The sequence below is a fragment of the uncultured Paenalcaligenes sp. genome, from assembly GCF_947630565.1.
GTDB lineage: Bacteria > Pseudomonadota > Gammaproteobacteria > Burkholderiales > Burkholderiaceae_B > Paenalcaligenes > Paenalcaligenes faecalis.
This window is the reverse complement of sequence record NZ_CANRIC010000049.1, coordinates 1-17,062: the sequence shown is the minus strand read 5'-3', so window position 1 is coordinate 17,062 and position 17,062 is coordinate 1. Positions and strand designations below refer to the sequence as shown.

Annotated in this window: 15 protein-coding genes and 1 tRNA gene; 3 read left to right on the top strand and 13 right to left on the bottom strand. The window is 46.5% G+C overall.

Features of this window, described 5'->3' with window-relative positions; all coding sequences use genetic code 11:
* Window positions 1-72 precede the first annotated feature (72 nt).
* Entirely contained in the window at window positions 73-228 is a 156-nt protein-coding gene (locus tag Q0Z62_RS09050) for a hypothetical protein (protein ID WP_298053628.1), read from the top strand.
* A 30-nt stretch (window positions 229-258) separates the two neighbouring features.
* On the opposite strand, the gene Q0Z62_RS09045 is transcribed toward Q0Z62_RS09050, so the two are convergent.
* The 5 genes from Q0Z62_RS09045 to Q0Z62_RS09025 form a co-directional block, all read right to left on the bottom strand.
* Window positions 259-927 (bottom strand): peptidoglycan DD-metalloendopeptidase family protein, encoded by a 669-nt coding sequence (locus Q0Z62_RS09045; protein WP_298053627.1) that lies wholly within the window; start codon window positions 925-927, stop codon window positions 259-261.
* Window positions 928-1,046: 119 nt separating this feature from the next.
* Window positions 1,047-1,598 carry a fibronectin type III-like domain-contianing protein gene (locus Q0Z62_RS09040; RefSeq protein WP_298053623.1) on the bottom strand — a complete coding sequence of 184 codons (552 nt, stop codon included), beginning with the start codon at window positions 1,596-1,598 and terminating at the stop codon, window positions 1,047-1,049.
* Window positions 1,531-2,565 carry a glycoside hydrolase family 3 N-terminal domain-containing protein gene (locus Q0Z62_RS09035; protein WP_298053619.1) on the bottom strand — a complete coding sequence of 345 codons (1,035 nt, stop codon included), beginning with the start codon at window positions 2,563-2,565 and terminating at the stop codon, window positions 1,531-1,533. The genes Q0Z62_RS09040 and Q0Z62_RS09035 overlap by 68 nt, the downstream gene beginning before the upstream one ends.
* Window positions 2,546-2,893: a hypothetical protein gene (locus tag Q0Z62_RS09030; protein ID WP_298053616.1), complete on the bottom strand. Its 348-nt coding sequence runs from the start codon at window positions 2,891-2,893 to the stop codon at window positions 2,546-2,548. The genes Q0Z62_RS09035 and Q0Z62_RS09030 overlap by 20 nt, the downstream gene beginning before the upstream one ends.
* 36 nt (window positions 2,894-2,929) lie before the next feature.
* Entirely contained in the window at window positions 2,930-5,293 is a 2,364-nt protein-coding gene (locus Q0Z62_RS09025; RefSeq protein WP_298053613.1) for a DUF3772 domain-containing protein, read from the bottom strand.
* Window positions 5,294-5,602: 309 nt separating this feature from the next.
* On the opposite strand from Q0Z62_RS09025, the gene Q0Z62_RS09020 reads away from it, so the two are divergent.
* Window positions 5,603-6,445, top strand: coding sequence for a transporter (locus Q0Z62_RS09020; RefSeq protein WP_298053609.1), 843 nt, complete (start codon window positions 5,603-5,605; stop codon window positions 6,443-6,445).
* 74 nt (window positions 6,446-6,519) lie between these two features.
* Here the strand turns inward: Q0Z62_RS09020 and selD are convergent, their stop codons facing one another.
* From selD to fdnG, 8 genes are all read right to left on the bottom strand, one after another.
* The gene (selD, locus tag Q0Z62_RS09015; RefSeq protein WP_298053607.1) at window positions 6,520-7,578 is read right to left on the bottom strand and encodes a selenide, water dikinase SelD; all 1,059 of its coding nucleotides are present in this window, start codon (window positions 7,576-7,578) and stop codon (window positions 6,520-6,522) included.
* 62 nt (window positions 7,579-7,640) lie between these two features.
* Window positions 7,641-7,736, bottom strand: a tRNA-Sec gene (locus Q0Z62_RS09010).
* A 19-nt stretch (window positions 7,737-7,755) separates the two neighbouring features.
* Complete coding sequence (selB, locus tag Q0Z62_RS09005; RefSeq protein WP_298053604.1) at window positions 7,756-9,675, bottom strand: selenocysteine-specific translation elongation factor; 1,920 nt, start codon at window positions 9,673-9,675, stop codon at window positions 7,756-7,758.
* Complete coding sequence (gene selA / locus Q0Z62_RS09000) at window positions 9,672-11,105, bottom strand: L-seryl-tRNA(Sec) selenium transferase (RefSeq protein ID WP_298053602.1); 1,434 nt, start codon at window positions 11,103-11,105, stop codon at window positions 9,672-9,674. Before selA ends, selB begins: the two co-directional genes overlap by 4 nt.
* Window positions 11,106-11,107: 2 nt before the next feature.
* Window positions 11,108-12,049 carry a formate dehydrogenase accessory protein FdhE gene (gene fdhE / locus Q0Z62_RS08995; RefSeq protein ID WP_298053599.1) on the bottom strand — a complete coding sequence of 314 codons (942 nt, stop codon included), beginning with the start codon at window positions 12,047-12,049 and terminating at the stop codon, window positions 11,108-11,110.
* A 78-nt stretch (window positions 12,050-12,127) separates the two neighbouring features.
* A complete protein-coding gene (locus Q0Z62_RS08990; protein ID WP_269899928.1) occupies window positions 12,128-12,769 on the bottom strand; it encodes a formate dehydrogenase subunit gamma in 642 nt (213 codons plus the stop codon).
* Window positions 12,762-13,664 (bottom strand): formate dehydrogenase subunit beta, encoded by a 903-nt coding sequence (fdxH, locus tag Q0Z62_RS08985; RefSeq protein WP_269899929.1) that lies wholly within the window; start codon window positions 13,662-13,664, stop codon window positions 12,762-12,764. Before fdxH ends, Q0Z62_RS08990 begins: the two co-directional genes overlap by 8 nt.
* A gap of 10 nt (window positions 13,665-13,674) precedes the next feature.
* On the bottom strand, window positions 13,675-16,737 hold the full coding sequence (gene fdnG / locus Q0Z62_RS08980) for a formate dehydrogenase-N subunit alpha (RefSeq protein ID WP_298053595.1): 3,063 nt from the start codon (window positions 16,735-16,737) through the stop codon (window positions 13,675-13,677).
* 133 nt (window positions 16,738-16,870) lie between these two features.
* Between fdnG and Q0Z62_RS08975 the strand changes: the two genes are divergently transcribed.
* On the top strand, window positions 16,871-17,062 hold a 192-nt coding region (locus Q0Z62_RS08975; protein WP_298053593.1), incomplete at its 3' end, for a D-aminoacyl-tRNA deacylase.

Sequence of the window (17,062 nt, the reverse complement as noted above, 5' to 3'; positions counted from 1 at the left end):
ATTCACTCAATGACATGACACCCATTGACTATAAATTAACATTATAAATTCTATGTGTGTGGTGTATTAAAGATGGGGTATTTACAGGATACTCAACTAATTTTAGAAAAAAAAGAAGTCCAAGGTGTGCGCTTAGGTACAGCACATAGCCTTGGACTTAGTAGCTGGCTTGGTCATCGTCCAAACCGTCTATCCGATGCGGACGATGTCATTATCTCTTATTCCTGATTGACCCCTCTCTATCAGCCCACACTCCTTTTATTTATTAGGCAAGTGGCGCGTTGCATCTACCGCTTTACCGTTATAACGTAACTCAAAATACAGCTGTACGGTATTGGTATCTGAACTGCCCATCTGAGCAATGGTTTGCCCCTGTTTTACGGCTTGATTTTCTTTCACGCTAATCGACTCATTATGTGCATAAACACTAATAAAGTTCGCATCATGGCTAATAATGACCATATTGCCGTAGCCCCGTAAACCATTGCCAGCGTACATGACTTTGCCCGCTGCTGCTGCCTTAATGGCTGCACCTCGTGAGCCAGTAATAAACACGCCTTGGGACTGAGTACCAGTTCCTCGACGGTGCGACCCCACAGCAGGCCAAATAAGCTTAATACTACGAGGTGCCGCAACTGACGCTCCGGTAGTCGCTCTAGGTGGCTGTACTGTAGAACTACCGGCTGAGCCCATTGGCGGCGGGGGCGTAGATGAGCCGCCTTGGACCCGCAATGTCTGCCCCACTTGCAAATGATTCGGATTACGAATCTTATTTGCTCGCATTAACGAATCCACGCTCTGACCATGTTGACGCGCAATTTTAGAGAGGGTATCGCCTTTCACCACTCGATAATAACCGGCCGCAGCCCCAGAGCCACCCCCTGTATTTTTAGGGCTAGAACCACACGCTGCCAACAGCAGTGTCATAAGGAGCACCATCAATAAACGCATCTTTTTTACCTTCGCTTTTTCTGCAAATAACGCCCACTAAAACATAAAGCCCTCGGCTTGCCAAGGGCATTTTACTAATTATTAACCTTTTACTCTTAGGATTGAGGGCCAATCAAATCCTGAAAATCAAGTTTTTCAACAAATGCGTTTTTGACTTGCTCTACAAGTAAGGGCTCATCCAAACAAAAGCCTATCCGCAAGGGCAGATCACGTGAGGATCGTCCGATGATCGCCTCGTAGTCACCCGCCTCTGCTAGCCACTGAGCCCGATCGGTATAAAAAGAAGCTAAGTCCTTAGGCTCAATATTTAACGTCAGCGTTTCCGATTGCCCTGGTAACAACATGCCGGTTTTAGCAAAGTCAGCCAACACTTTACGCGGTTTATCGATGGTTTGATTAGGCGCAGCAACATATAACTGCACAATTTCTCGACCAGCGACTTTGCCGGTGTTTTTAATCTTTACTGATACCTGATACATTCCGTCTTGTTGCAAAGCATGAATCTGTATGTCTGAGTAATCGAAATTTGTATATGACAAACCATACCCAAATGGGTAAGCCACCTCTTTGGCAAACGCATCATAATAACGATAGCCCACATACACACCTTCGGTATAGCGAATATCGGTAGGGTTGTCTGCCGGCACACCAAAAAAACTTTTCGGTTGCATTGCGACCAATCGTAAATAACGCAACCGTATTATTTGTTGCTGCCTGCTCAATCTCTGCGTCAGTGAAATCTAGCTCAGGTACATTGGCAAAGGGCACTAGCTTACTAACACGGCTAGCCAAATCTTGAGCGACAAAGCTTTGGGTATAGGGTTTGTATTTTTGTACTAAATCCGCATCCACCTGTGCCTCATTGCCAATCAACCCATCCACCACACTCACTTTGTATTTAGTCGTGATCTCGCTACTGCCTGTTCCACCCGTAATCAGATGCGTACTGCCCACCCCAAATGGCGCTATTTTATGATGACTGAAATTCAAAGGTAATGCTTGGTCTTCATTTTTTAGCATCACCACCCCCTGCGCCACAATCTGTCGGGCTAACTGGGCATGGGCTGTCAAATCAGGTTGATCGTTATACGCATAGTGTTTAGCAACCGGCGTTTTAAATATCATTTTTAATACATTGGTAACGGCTGTATCGACCGCTTGCATAGATAACGCTCCGGATTCGATATCTGCGAGCACGGCGGCCTGCTGCCTATCCATCCCTGGCATCGTTAAGTCGTTACCAGCACGAATCTGTGCACTCACATCATTAATGAATGAATCATCTAAAATATCCGCCTGATCAGGAAAGCCAGAATACCAGTCTGTCATCACTACACCAGTAAACCCCCACTCTTCACGTAAGATTTGTGTATTTAAATCATGACGCTCACTGGTATATGTGCCATTTAACTTGTTATAAGTGGTCATTAAGGTCCATGGCTTCGCCCTTTTAACCGCAATTTCAAAGGCTCGTAAATACAACTCTCGCATCGCTCGCTCTGATACCAATGAGTTGTTAAAGGTACGATTGGTTTCTTGGTTATTGGCCGCGTAGTGCTTCAACGATGTACCAACCCCTTGGGACTGAGCACCCTCAATAATTGGTACCGCCATTACCCATAGCTTGCCCCATCTTAAAGGCCAAGTCACGATCCCAAGTGCTAGCTAATGCACTCTCACAGGGAAAGGCAGTGGTATAGAACGTCTTATCCGTATCAGGCCGTGTGGCATCAATACGCACGCCTGCTGGACCATCACATAAAATAGTAGCTGGAACACCTAAACGATCTATAGCAAATGTCTCGCCTCCAGCTCCCGGAACCCTACCCTTAATCGATCCTATATTGACGGCAATATCCATACCTGTACCGTGCAGCAACGCCACCTTTTCTTCGGTGCTAAGCTGCGCCAAAATAGCCTCAACATCAACCTCTCTCATCATCTAAACGACCTCCAGTAAGGAACCTAAAAACGTACATTACGAGCTTTCTGCTTTTGTAGCAGTCGAGCCTACTGGCGAAGCCGTCGTTTCGACCAACTCCATCCGCTGCGTTGGATGTAAAGCAAGACTTATTTTTTCAAAATTTTCTAATACTTTAAAAAACACCTGACTACGAATACCATTGACCAACCGAGGGGATGCCACAAAAAAGTACAAACTAAATGCAATACCACCAGACTCAAAGCCATCAATAATCACACTGGGACTGGGCTCTGTCAGCACCTCTTCGGTACTCTCCACCGCATCCAATAAACATTGACGCACCACGCTCGCATTGGTATTTACTGGCATGACTACTGTGATACGCCCCCGCCCCAACGGGTCACTGAGCGTAACATTGCGAACCGTCTTCGTAATGAACTCGGAATTTGGCACAATGACAGTTGAACGATCAAACATTTCAATTTCTGTTGCCCGTGCGTTAATACGACGTACATTGCCCTCTACCGTGCCTAAACTAACCCAATCCCCCACTTTGATGGGACGTTCAGCTAAGAGCAGCAAACCCGAAACAAAGTTCTGCACCACGGCCTGCAAGCCAAAACCTATACCCACAGATAACGCACTGACAATCCAAGCCATGCGGTCAAACCCAATGCCTGCTGCTGATAGTGCCATGACCCCTGCCACCACATAACCCACATAACTGACCAGTCGAGCTGCGGATGAGCGCATCCCGGGGTCAAGTCGCGTATGGGGCAAATAACGCTCAGCCAGCCAACTTTGTAAGCTTTGTACCACCCACGTCCCCACAACTAAAACGATGGCACCGTATAAAAAAGCCGCCGGTTTTAGCGTGACCTCTCCGAAAGTAAAACCTTGGAATAAAAAAGCTAAGCGACGGTGCAACCACACCATCGGGTCCTCACCAAACGGCAAAAAGAATAAAGTTAAGGCCACAAGCAATAATAGAATCTTAATTGCACCAGCTAATAACAAAGCCATTTGGCTACGTACGCGCCCCTGACTTTCTGTAAGCTGCTGAGCCCCTTGATCCTCTTTAAACCTATTTAAGGCTGCATTGGCTACGTCCCCAATTAGACAAAACAAAAGATAGGTCGTAAATACCACCAATGCCAACCAGATAACCTCTTGAATGATCAGATTACTCAGAGCGGTATACCCAATGGCCAACATAAACAAACTTAATACCACTGCAACCAATACCAGCTTTAATGCCAATCCATGTAGGCTTGTTGCAAGTGGAGTGGCAAGAGTTAGCTGCCCTTCTGAGGCATAATACCGTTGCGCTCTCCAGGCCCCCAGTCCAACCACCACATTGAGCCCCATTGCAAATAAGCCATTAGTCAGTAAGACCGTACTGATACTGGAGCTCACCACATGTGTTAGTTGCTGCAAAGTCCAAAGTGTCACGATGACTACACCCAACACCACCGGTAACCACTGCAGCGACTTAGCGACAGAATTAGGCAGGTTTGGTAAACGCCAACTTGGTTTAGTAGGAGCTAATAAAGCTCGGCCTAATCCTGCCATAAAAGAAGCCAAAGCCACCACACCTACAAATTGCTGTAAAAATACCTCTAGCTCTTGGCTTAGTCCCTGCGCCCTATTCATAATAGAAAAGAGAATCAATAACATTCCGGTAGGGATAGATACATACACACCTACTAACATCGTTGCCAATAAACTACGCCGTAACCGAGTAGACTGACTACGCGTTAACAAAAATCGGATAAATAATTTCCATACGTAAAGGCAGCTAAGCACCCAAACTAAGGCCATTATGATAAAAAAGGATTTGGCTCCGGCAGAGACCTCGGTAAGACTATCTCTAAACGTGCTAAAGCTCAGCTTTAACGCAATCAAATCCTCAGGGAGTTTATGCCTTAATTGCGACCATAACGAAGGTGAAAACGGTGATAAACCGCGTTGGCTAATCACCGCCTGAAATTGCTGCCTACGCCTATTACCTAAGTCCTCTAGGGCTTGCTCTGCCTCTACAGCGATCAAGCGGGTTATTTTTAATTGACTACTGATGCTAGTGGCTTCGCTGGTGAGGTTTTCTCTCTGCTTTTTAACGTCCTCGTCCTCAGCCACCTCTGGATCCGATTGCCCCAACTCCGCTAATCGAGCCTGCACCCCCACTAAAGCAGGAGACAAAGACTCATCAATAGATCCTGCCTGAGACTGAATAGAAAATAAGCGATTACGTAAATCAAGTAACTGCTGATCACTTAGGCTACGCTCTGACTCATTTAGTGTATTTTGAATCACTTTTAAATCGAGCCGAGCCTGCTCCAACCCTACAGATATCCCACTAAGTGCATCCACATCCTGAGCTTTGGCTGAAAGACTTACGACATGAATCAATATAATCAAAAACAAAAGACTGCTTTTGATTAGTGTATTGATTTTATTTTTATACCTGTTTATTTGATACATGATATCAACCAAAATAAATAAGAAGAGCGAATGCAAACTCTTTGAATTACCAATATACTAAAGCCCAGATCTGAATCCAACTGATTTAAAAAATCATCTCATTAGCTATGAAAAATACAAAAAATTAAAAATGAAAACAAAATAAAATAAATATTAAAAAATCGACTTGCTTTAACTCTTTTACTTATAGCTTATACCGTTTATTTACCGGCCAACGCAGCGGAAAATGGTAATGGAACCTATTTAATGGGCTCCAAAGGCAGTACCGCTGAGGTTATAGGGCCACCTGGATGGTACTTTCAAAATGACACCTATATGTATAGAGCCAAAAGCCAAAGTAGTGCTCTTTTACCTATCGATGGAGAAATTGTGGCTAATGTGCGTGCTACCGCCATGGTTAACCTACCTACCATCATTTGGATCAGTGACAAATCCATAGCACAACAAAAATTTGGTTTACTGGCCACCTTTCCTATCGGGTATAAAAACACGCGAGCTCAGGTAGACCTAAATTGGCAAGAAAGCCCATTAGAGCTCGTGGCTTTACGTGATAAAAAGCTATCCATTGGTGATCCTGTGTTGGGCGCCTTTATAGGTAATCAAATTAATAACTGGCACTGGCAATGGTCTAGCTCAGTCAATATACCCATTGGCCAATACAAAGTCGGCAACCTATCCAATATGGGTTATAAGCATTGGTCTTGGGATAATAGTCTGGCCCTTAGTTGGTTCTCTACAACCCAGCAATGGGAGATCACTCAAATTGTGGGCCATACGCTCAATAGTAAAAATCAAAAACCACACTACAAAAGCGGTCAAGAAATACATTGGGATGGTGTGATTTCTCGCTATTTAAGCAATCGCTGGCAAGTCGGGATCAATGCCTACCACTACCAACAAATCAGTGCCGACTCAGGCGCTGGAGCCGTACTGGGGGCCTATAAAGGGCGCAGTTCTGCAGCAGGCTTTCATGTTGGTTACACGACGCCCCAAGGCACCACCTTTCGCCTTAAATCCATGCATGAATTTAATGTAAAAAATCGAGTTAAAGGCAATGCGTTATTGCTGACTCTAGCGATGCCTATTTAAATCAAAAAGCCCCAGGGCCATAAATACGTCTATGGTCCTGAGGCTTTTTGTGTGTAGCGTATAATCCGTGTTTCTTATCTGACGTGAACCCCGGGGGGCCCACGCTGGGCCTCACCAATAACACACGCATACTCAAAACCTTGGTCATGGAATAAGGCGACAACCTGATCCGCGACATCAGGGCGACATGAAACCAATAACCCACCCGAGGTCTGAGGATCTGTCAGCATACCGCGCTGTGTCTCTGTCAAAGAAGCACATAAATCAATATGCTCACCATACGCTTGCCAGTTACGGCCAGAAGCGCCGGTAATAAAACCCTGCGCCGCTAATTCAGGCACATTAGGTAACCAAGGCAATTGAGCAAAATCTATCATTAACTGCAGCTCAGAACCCCGCGCAATCTCCCACGCATGCCCCAACAAACCAAAACCGGTCACATCGGTTAACGCGTGCACCCCATCTAAAGAGGCCAAAGCAATGCCTGGTTTATTTAATTGGGTTGTACTTTGAATCATGACGGCATAATCGGCGTCTGAGAGCTGATTTTTCTTAAAGGCAGCTGACATAACACCCACACCTAGGCCTTTACCTAAAATCAATACATCACCGGCTTGGGCTGACGCATTTTTACGCACCTGTTTAGGATGTACTAACCCCATCGCCGCCAAACCATAAATCGGCTCAACCGAATCAATGGAATGACCACCCGCAACAGGAATGCCAGCGGCCTGACAGACATCAGCCCCCCCTTTTAGGATTAAGCCAATATCAGTTTTACTCATGGTATTTATGGGCATCCCCACAATCGCTAACGCCATAATAGGCGTACCACCCATTGCATACACATCCGACAAGGCATTCGTTGCGGCAATACGTCCAAAATCATACGGATCATCCACAATAGGCATAAAAAAATCGGTCGTTGCGATTAAGGCCTGTTGTTCATTTAGCTGATAGACTGCCGCATCATCAGAGGTATCTGTACCCACCAATAAATTGGTATACCCTTGCATAGAGGGCATAGAAGACAACAGCTCAGACAACACACCGGGGGCGATTTTGCAACCACAACCGCCACCATGGGCAAGCGAAGTCAGACGCACAGCGTCAGTAGAAAGGGGATTTGACATGAGATTGGCTCCGAAACTCGAAAGATTGGCAAAACACGTTGCACTAATGGCCAAATAAAAGATGGCGGAAGGTAGCAGGAGTCGAACCTACCTAGGAGTGTCTAACACCCCCAACTGGGTTTGAAGCCCAGCCGCATCACCAGACACGAATACCTTCCGTTTAGATAGGCAAATCACTTAAGTGGATGATTTGCTAAAAACAGTATTATCAGGACGAATTAAATGACGATCCCTTAATCGACGAGTATAGCCAATACGCTCAAAGAATTCGAGGATTTGAATCGTTCTTTTTCGCCCTAAGGACAAATGATCCCTAAAATCAGCGGCTTTAAGCCCTTTTTCAGCGGAAAGCTCCGAGAAATGATTTGCTAAAGCAACAACATGATCTCGATGATAGTATAGATCACGCACGACCTGAAACAACACCCCTTGGCGAACTAATTTACGCCCTAGCACACGTAACTGCTCCTCTGGAACCTCTAAAGTGGCCGCCATATCCCGTACCCACGGCGGATTATACTGGCCCGCATAAGATAGCCCTATCAACTGGTGCGCAATAGACTCCTCTTCGGGGCTAAAGCTCACGGTATGGGCCGTCAAGTGATACCACGGCCCATTTAGTGCAACCCGATGACGCTCTGTTAAAGTCTGCAATACAGCAAACCATAAGGTATCAGACGCTTTGGGAGCCACCATACGGCGTAATCGAGCCGCCTCTACCCCCGGTTCATCAGGGTAACGCTCATGAGCCTCTGCCAATACTGTTTCAACCCGCGCTAATAAATACTCCCATGCATTGTTATGGATGAGAACCTGTGAGCTATGACGAGACGATTTTACCCATAGGGCTGACTCTGGAATCCGTAAATCATGGACCTCGCCCCCAATTAAACGCTGCAAAAACAGGACACTTAAACCATAAGGAGCCTGACGCGACAACGACTCCAACCCCCTGCCGTCTAAATAGCTCTCTACCCCATCTAACCAAGCTAGACGCGCCAACGCCCTACGTTTTCGATCTGGGGCATTCGGATCCAGAACAACCCCTCCCCCTACGGTGAGTTTCGCCTGAGCGTTACGCAAAATAAAACGGTCACTGGGCATAGCGCAAATTGGTGTATCAAATACCAATTGAGCCAACGCTGTTTGTCCTGGTTGGATTAGATCTTGGCTAAGAGGCACCACATGCGCCAAATAATGGGCTGCACCGATATGTACATGCAGAGGAGACCACGTTTTAATCGCCGCATCTGCACTAGACAATAAATTTAAACGTACATCCACACGTACAGAAGGTTCAAAACACCGTGCATCCGCAATCCAATCGCCTCGTTCTATTTGGTCTTTGGCAATACCTGCCAAATTAAGCGCACAACGTTGTCCGGCTAAAGCCGTAGCACTGGGCGTATTTTGAGCATGAATACTGCGCAGACGTACCGTTTTTTTTGCTGGCATCAATTGAATATCAGCATGCGCATCATTAGCATGAGCTAAACCTGCATACACAGTTCCTGTAACGACCGTACCCTGCCCTTCTAGGGTAAATACACGATCCACGGCTAGTCTAAACAAACCATCTGCAGCTCGTCTCTCTATGCGCTGGGCCTGATCATGTAAATGTTGATTTAGTTCGGCAATGCCAACAGTAGACAAACTGTCCACAACAAAACAAGGGGCAGTAGCCAAAAACGTGTTTTGCAACAATGCCGTTAGGTCATTTTGCAATGTGCTAATACGCGATGAATCTGCACGATCTTTTTTTGTAATAACAACACAGCCTCGCTGCAAACCAAGCAAAGATAAAATAGCAATGTGTTCCTGGGTTTGTGGCATGATCCCATCATCAGCCGCTACGACTAACATGGCATAGTCAATGCCAGACGCCCCAGCAACCATCGTATGCACCAGACTCTCATGCCCCGGCACATCCACAAAGCCCAAAATATCACCATTATCCAAAGGGCTATAGGCATACCCCAAAGCAATCGTAATACCTCGTTTTTGCTCATCAACTAAGCGATCGGTATTCACACCCGTTAAGGCACGAATCAGTGCCGTTTTTCCATGGTCAATATGACCGGCTGTGCCAACAATCATGCTAAGGGAGTACTCCATAAAAGCGGTAACTGCGTTAGGTCTTCATCACTGAGGCAACGTAAATCCAAATACAACGTATCGTGATGTATACGACCAATAACCGGACGATCTAAACCGCGCAACCACTGCTCTACTTGCATAATAGGACGTCCAGCACGACCTGAACCCACATAACGAACGGCTAAGCCGTAGCTAGGTAGCACATCTACAGGCATAGCGCCGCTACCAATTTGACTAAACATAGGTTCAGCCTCAACACAATAATCAGCCCCTAAGGTCTGCTGCAATAAAGGCTGTAAGAAAGTTGCCTGCTGTTGCATCTCTGCCTGAGGTCGAGTCAACAAACGTAACGTCGTCAAGCGTTCAGATAAAAGTTCGGGACTACGATAGAGAGATAAGACTGGCTCTAAAGCGGCCAATGTCAATTTCCCTACACGTAATGCTCTTTTTAGCGGATTTTTTTTAATGGCCTGTATCAAGTCTTTGCGACCCACAATCAACCCAGCTTGCGGCCCACCTAATAGTTTATCACCGCTAAAAGTCACCACATCGGCCCCTGCCTCGATGGTTTGTTTCACGGTTGGCTCTTGAGGCAAGCCCCATTGTGCCAAATCCACTAAGGTGCCACTGCCTAAATCCACTGTCGTAGGAATGCCGTGCCGACGACCGATTGCTACCATTTCATCCAAAGGTACCTCTTTGGTAAAACCGACCACTGCATAATTACTGCAGTGGACCTTCATGAGCATACCCGTATTCGTTGTAATCGCACTTTCGTAATCATAAGCATGTGTACGATTGGTTGTGCCCACCTCAACCAACTGCGCGCCCGCACGTTTCATAATATCAGGAATGCGAAAAGCGCCCCCGATTTCGACGAGCTCGCCACGCGACACAATGACCTCTTTATCTGTAGCCATTGTCCCTAGCATCAATAAAACCGCTGCGGCATTGTTATTTACCACCGTAGCGGCCTCTGCGCCGGTTAGCTCACAAATTAGGTCTTCGATTAGATCATCTCTGTCGCCCCGTTTACCGGTGGCCACATCAAACTCTAAATTAGAGGGCGTTTTCAATGCCGTCACTACCGATTGAATCGCCTCGTCAGGTAATAAAGCTCGCCCTAAGTTCGTATGCAATACCGTCCCCGTCAAATTAATCATTGGACGTAACTTAGGCTGTAAATAACGTTTAAGGTGCTCATTAAAACGTAGCAGCAATGTGGTAGGCTCTAATTGATGCATAGGCAAAGCATTTGCTAGCGCCTGTTGACGCAATTCATTTAGCACATAGCGTAACTGCTGAGTCACCAACTGATGACCATGCTGCTGTACTAAGGCAATAATACCTGCCTGTTTTAATAAACGATCCACAGCAGGAATATCTGCTGCACGAGCTAAACGATCAGTAGACTGACAAGGCGATGACATAATTACTCTTCAGACGACGACTGTTGCCATAACAATGGATTATCGTTGATACGGAAAAAGCCCTCATCCCCCATCAACATATCTAACTCTAGACTGGCTAAATCATCCGCTACGGCCTCTACCATCTGATCTTTCTCTTGGTAAAAGATTTTACGGTAGGTATTACATGAACCACAGGCCTCAGCTTTAATTGCATCAGAGCCCTCTTCGATTGCATGGAAGGAAACCTTTTGTGTATCCTCGCAATGTGTACAGGTCACTCGTACGATATGCCACTCGGTAGAGCAAAGAGAACAGGTCGCATAACGCATTCCCTCTCTGGAGCCACCTATACGCACCACAGTAGATACAGGCAAGCTACCACAACAAGGACAAACACCAAATGGAGTAATAACAGGCAGCTGATCTTTATCAAAATCAATGGCTAATCGTGTCCAATATACCTGTAAGGCCGCCATAACAAACGGCGCACGAGCCGCATCAACACCCTCATCAAACCGAGCAAGTAACGCATCAGCTAATGATTCGATAATTTCAGGCTGATCAGCGATGTCTGTGGCAATGCCTTGCATAATACCTTTAGCGGCATCAGACACGTCACTCTGTTTTTGCACATAATCAAGGATTTCGGTCAGAATAACCAACCACTGTGGATCACGCGGCCAGCCTGTTGCTTGAAGTGGTGGCATACCATGAGCCTGTGCCCGATCAATCACCTCTGAAGAGGCACTAGGAAAAGATCGAGGTATAGACAACGCCTCGTGCTGGGCATCAACCACATGCGCCATCAATAACAAATAGCCACCTATTGCACTGTCTGCCGCTAATTGACGCAGACGATTGGCGCGCTCTTGGAACACAAAACGTTCTTGTGCTTGGAATATACGGGGGATATGGGTGTGATCCAAACTCTCGATCTCACCACGGGGCAGAATGCGTTGCATCTGGACTCCTAGAAAAATACGGCTGCTATCGCCTATAGATGACGATAGCAGCCATTTTAGCCTTAAGGCAGAAAAAACTTATTCTGCGTCAGGATTACGTACGATACGTCTGTACCAATCGCGGTGGTTTTTCCATGCCCAACCTGGGGTAACCGTGCCACGTGTCATGGCACGAACAGAACCTTTTACCCAGATACCTGCATAAATGTGAATAATAATCGCACAAATTAGCAAAAAAGCAAAGAAAGCATGCAGCAATGACGCCAACCGCACCATTTCTATACCGAATAGATGCGAGAAGTATTCACGCCACATCACTACGCCCGAAGCCATAAGCCCTAGCATTAATAGAATTAATACATAGAACAAGAGCTTTTGGCCACCGTTATAGCGATCGGTGTCTGGCACGCCAGCCGTTTCGTTTTTCAATACCTTAGGCATAGCGGCTAACCACTCGCGGTCTTTTTTCGTTATTTTGTTAAAACGCCATAAACGAATAGCAAACGCAAAGAAGCTAACGAACATCACCACCCCAATAAAGGGATGCAGAATACGCGTCCAAGGACCACCACCTAGCAGGTTTGTCATCCAAAACATCGACGGATGAAACAAAGCCAAGCCAGAAACTGCTAAAAGCACAAAGCTTAAAGCAATGATCCAGTGATTGATACGCTGGCCCGGTGTGTACCGAACAATAGAGTATTTTTTAGGATCAGACATGAGTTTCCTCCTTGGCTGCGCGTTCGTCCTCTTCGGTAACCTCTACTGGACCAGTGCGCATGTAGTGAATGAACCCTACCAAAGCAGTAATAGCCATAGTTGCTACACCAAATGGTTTCGCCAAACCCTTCCAAACAGAAACCATCGGGCTGATTTGCGGATCTTTAGGCAAGTTGCTGTAAAGCTCCGGTTTATCAGCATGGTGCAACACATACATGACGTGTGTGCCACCAACACCTTGTGGGTCATACAAACCTGCATTGTCGTAACCACGAGATTGCAAGTCTACGATACGGCCCTCGGCATGATGCTTCATTTCCTCTTTGGTACCAAAAACGATCGCACCAGTAGGACATGTTTTTACACAAGCCGGCTCTTGACCTACGGCAACACGGTCAGAACACAACGTACATTTATAGGCTTTATTGTCTGTTTTTGAAATACGAGGTACATCAAAAGGACAGCCTGTTACACAGTAACCACAACCAATACAGTTTTCTTGGTTGAAGTCCACAATGCCGTTTGTGTGCTGAACAATAGCACCCGGTGAAGGACATGCTTTTAAACAGCCCGGGTCTTCGCAATGCATACAGCCATCTTTGCGAATTAACCACTCTAGATCACCATCGTCTTTCTCGTGTTCCGCAAAACGCATCAAGGTCCATGTGTTTTCGGTTAAATCCGCCGGATTATCGTAAACACCCACGTTATGACCAATTTCATCACGCAGATCGTTCCACTCCATACAGGCTACCTGACATGCCTTACAACCAATACATTTTGATGTATCGATTAGTTTGGCAACACCTTCGGTAGCCGGTATCGGATGACGAACGCCAGGTGAAGGAGTCGTCGTTGCTGAACGACGTTTAATATCCATTGCTTTTAATGCCATGATTATCTCCTTATACCTTTTCCACGTTGACTAAGAAGGACTTAAATTCTGGTGTCTGTGAATTACCATCACCCACAAAAGGTGTCAGTGTATTCGCCAAGAAACCAGGTTTAGTCACCCCAGAGAAGCCCCAGTGAATCGGGATCCCAATATGATGCACACGTTTGCCATCGATATCCAAGCCACGAATACGTTTAGTTACCACTGCCTTGGCTTTGATGTAGCCACGGTTAGAGGATACTTTTACTGTATCGCCTTCTTTGATACCGAGCTCGCCCGCTAATTCCGCACCGATCTCCACAAACTGCTCTGGTTGCACGATGGCGTTTAGTTGAACGTGTTTAGTCCAGTAATGGAAATGCTCCGTTAAGCGGTAAGTGGTTGCCGCATAAGGGAATTTATCCGAAGTGCCGAACTGCTCCCAGTCACCGTCAAACACGCGCGCTGCAGGGTTACTTGTGGCTTTTTTGTTTTCTTTAAACAAAGGGTTGTAACCAAGCGGTGTTTCGAAAGGCTCATAGTGAACAGGGAATGGGCCTTCAGCCATACCTTTACGTGCAAAGAAACGTGCTACGCCCTCGGGGTTCATAATGAATGGCCCCATACCATCGCGCGGCTGCTCATCTGCCTTAAAGTCAGGAACGTCTGCCCCGCCCCACTTTTTGCCATCCCAATGGACAAGCGAGCGAGTTGGGTCAAATGGATTCCCATCTAAGTCACAGGAAGCACGGTTATATAGCACACGGCGGTTTGCTGGCCATGCCCATGCCCACTTTAAGGTTTGACCTACACCGGTAGGATCACTGTTATCACGGCGAGCCATCATATTTCCGGCCTCAGTCCATGATCCAGCATAAATCCAACAGCCACCTAAGGTCGTACCGTCATCACGCATTTCTGCAAAGCTAGCAAGCTGTTCTCCGGCTTTACGGATCACATCCCCATTCGTATTACGTAAATCAACCAATGCTCTACCGTTTAACTCTTTAGCCAATTCCTCGGCAGTTGGGTCATTCGGATTGAAGTATGGCCAATGTAAATTGACGATAGGATCTGGGTACGCACCACCTTCTTCTTTGTAAAGAGTCGCGATGGCTTGATACAGGCGAGCCATAATCTCGATGTCAGTTTTAGCCTCTCCTGGTGGTTCGGCGGCTTTCCAGTGCCACTGTAACCAGCGCCCTGAGTTCACTAACGCACCCTCTTCTTCGGCAAAACAAGAAGTTGGTAAGCGGAAGACCTCAGTTTGGATATCAGCAGTATTAACGTCGTTGTACTCACCCACATTACGCCAGAACTCAGAGGTTTCCGTTACCAATGGATCCATGATGACCATGAATTTCAGCTTGGAGAAGCCTTTAAGTAATTTCGCTTTGTTGGGAGCCGCAGCCAAGGGATTAAAGCCCTGACAGATATAACCGTTAACCTTACCCTGATTCATGAGCTCGTAGGTCTGCAACATATCGTACAGTTTGTCGAGCTTAGGCAAGTAATCAAACGCATAATTGTTTGACTCTGTGGCATGGTCGCCCCACCACGCTTTCATCAAGCTTACGTGGAACTTTTTGTAATTGCTCCAGTAACTAAGCTGATTAGGACGTAGCTGTTTAGGTGCACGTGCTGCGATATAAGCATCAAAGTCTTGCTCAGCCTCGTTGGCCAATGTCATGTAACCAGGCAATAGGTTAGACATTAAGCCCAAGTCAGTTAGACCCTGAATGTTGGAGTGTCCACGCAGTGCATTCATACCGCCACCAGCGATACCAATGTTACCTAAGAGCAACTGCATCATCGCCCCAGTACGAATAATCTGGGATCCGATAGAGTGCTGAGTCCAACCCAATGCGTACAAAATCGTGCCAGCACGATCAGGAGTAGAGGTTGAAGCCAATAATTCACACACCTGATTGAATTTATCAATCGGCGTACCACAAACACGATTCACCATTTCAGGTGTATAGCGTTCGTAGTGTTTTTTCAATAACTGATAGACACAACGAGGATTTTGCAGCGTACGGTCTACAACCACCATGCCATCTGCGTCTCGTTCGTAATCCCATGAGTCTTTATTGTAGGTACGTTTTTCTTCGTCGTAACCGGAGAAAATTCCGTCGTCGAAATCAAAGTCTTCACGCACAACAAATGAGAAGTCCGTGTAATTACGTACGTACTCGTGTTGGATTTTGTCGTTATCTAGTAAGTATTTGATCACACCACCCAGGAACACAATATCGGTTCCAGTACGGATAGGCGCGTACAAGTCCGACACGGAGGCCGAACGGGTAAAGCGAGGATCAACTACGATTAATTTTGCATTGTTATGAGCTTTGGCTTCAGTAACCCATTTAAAACCACACGGGTGAGCTTCGGCCGCGTTACCGCCCATAATCAAAACCACGTCAGCGTTTTTGATGTCGACCCAATGGTTCGTCATCGCACCTCGGCCAAACGTCGGGGCAAGACCTGCCACCGTCGGACCGTGTCAAACGCGTGCTTGGTTATCGAATGCAAGCATTCCTAAGGTACGAGCAACCTTGTGGGTGATATAGCCCACCTCGTTACTACTGGCAGATGCCGCCAACATACCTGTTGTAGTCCAACGGTTAACTGTTTTACCGTCATCCGTTTGCTGGACAAAGTTTGCATCGCGGTCTTCTTTCATGAGTTTCGCGATACGCGTCAAAGCCTCATCCCAAGAGATACGTTTCCACGTATCGGAACCGGGCGCGCGGTACTCGGGGTATTTTAGGCGATTTGGACTGTGGATGAAATCAACCAAGCCTGCACCTTTAGGACAAAGTGTCCCACGGTTCACAGGGTGATCATGGTCACCTTCGATGTGTACAACGCTAGGTTTGGCATTCATGCCACCATCACCTAAGCTATACAGTAAAATACCACAGGCCACAGAGCAATAAGGACAGGTACTGCGGGTTTCGACCATACGCGTCAACTTATATTGACGCGCGGCTGCTACCGCAGGTGTAGGTGCAACACCCAGCAAAGCCATACTAGACCCTGCGAGTGTCCCCCCTGTCACCTTAAAAAACTGGCGCCGACTCATGTTATTCATGGACGCTCTCCAATAGAGGTAATCAGTTATGCATTAAGATCAGACCGTACTCATTAACCATTAGTACATCTGCATCATGTGTTTTATTGTACCCTTATTGTTAATAAGTCCATATAAGCCAAGGTATATAGCGATGATTTGTCTATTGCAACGAGTAAAAAAAGCAAAAGTTGTCATAAGTGAACAAACCGTAGGACAAATAGAAACGGGCCTGCTCGTTTTCGTTTGTGCGGAGTCATCAGACTCCCCACAAACAATTGATAAAGCCTTATCTGTAGTTGAGCCGGATGCGGCCGGGAACATTAGAGCAGCTATTCTTGAGTTT

Bases quoted from the DNA above. Each gene is read 5' to 3' on its own strand.
- Q0Z62_RS09020 (WP_298053609.1), top strand. From the start codon at position 5,603: ATGGGCTCCAAAGGCAGTACCGCTGAGGTTATAGGGCCACCTGGATGG.
- selA (WP_298053602.1), bottom strand. From the start codon at position 11,105: ATGTCATCGCCTTGTCAGTCTACTGATCGTTTAGCTCGTGCAGCAGAT.
- fdxH (WP_269899929.1), bottom strand. From the start codon at position 13,664: ATGGCATTAAAAGCAATGGATATTAAACGTCGTTCAGCAACGACGACT.
- Q0Z62_RS09030 (WP_298053616.1), bottom strand. From the start codon at position 2,893: ATGATGAGAGAGGTTGATGTTGAGGCTATTTTGGCGCAGCTTAGCACC.
- selD (WP_298053607.1), bottom strand. From the start codon at position 7,578: ATGTCAAATCCCCTTTCTACTGACGCTGTGCGTCTGACTTCGCTTGCC.
- Q0Z62_RS09045 (WP_298053627.1), bottom strand. From the start codon at position 927: ATGACACTGCTGTTGGCAGCGTGTGGTTCTAGCCCTAAAAATACAGGG.
- selB (WP_298053604.1), bottom strand. From the start codon at position 9,675: ATGATTGTTGGCACAGCCGGTCATATTGACCATGGAAAAACGGCACTG.
- Q0Z62_RS09050 (WP_298053628.1), top strand. From the start codon at position 73: ATGGGGTATTTACAGGATACTCAACTAATTTTAGAAAAAAAAGAAGTC.
- fdhE (WP_298053599.1), bottom strand. From the start codon at position 12,049: ATGCAACGCATTCTGCCCCGTGGTGAGATCGAGAGTTTGGATCACACC.
- Q0Z62_RS08990 (WP_269899928.1), bottom strand. From the start codon at position 12,769: ATGTCTGATCCTAAAAAATACTCTATTGTTCGGTACACACCGGGCCAG.
- Q0Z62_RS09035 (WP_298053619.1), bottom strand. From the start codon at position 2,565: ATGGCGGTACCAATTATTGAGGGTGCTCAGTCCCAAGGGGTTGGTACA.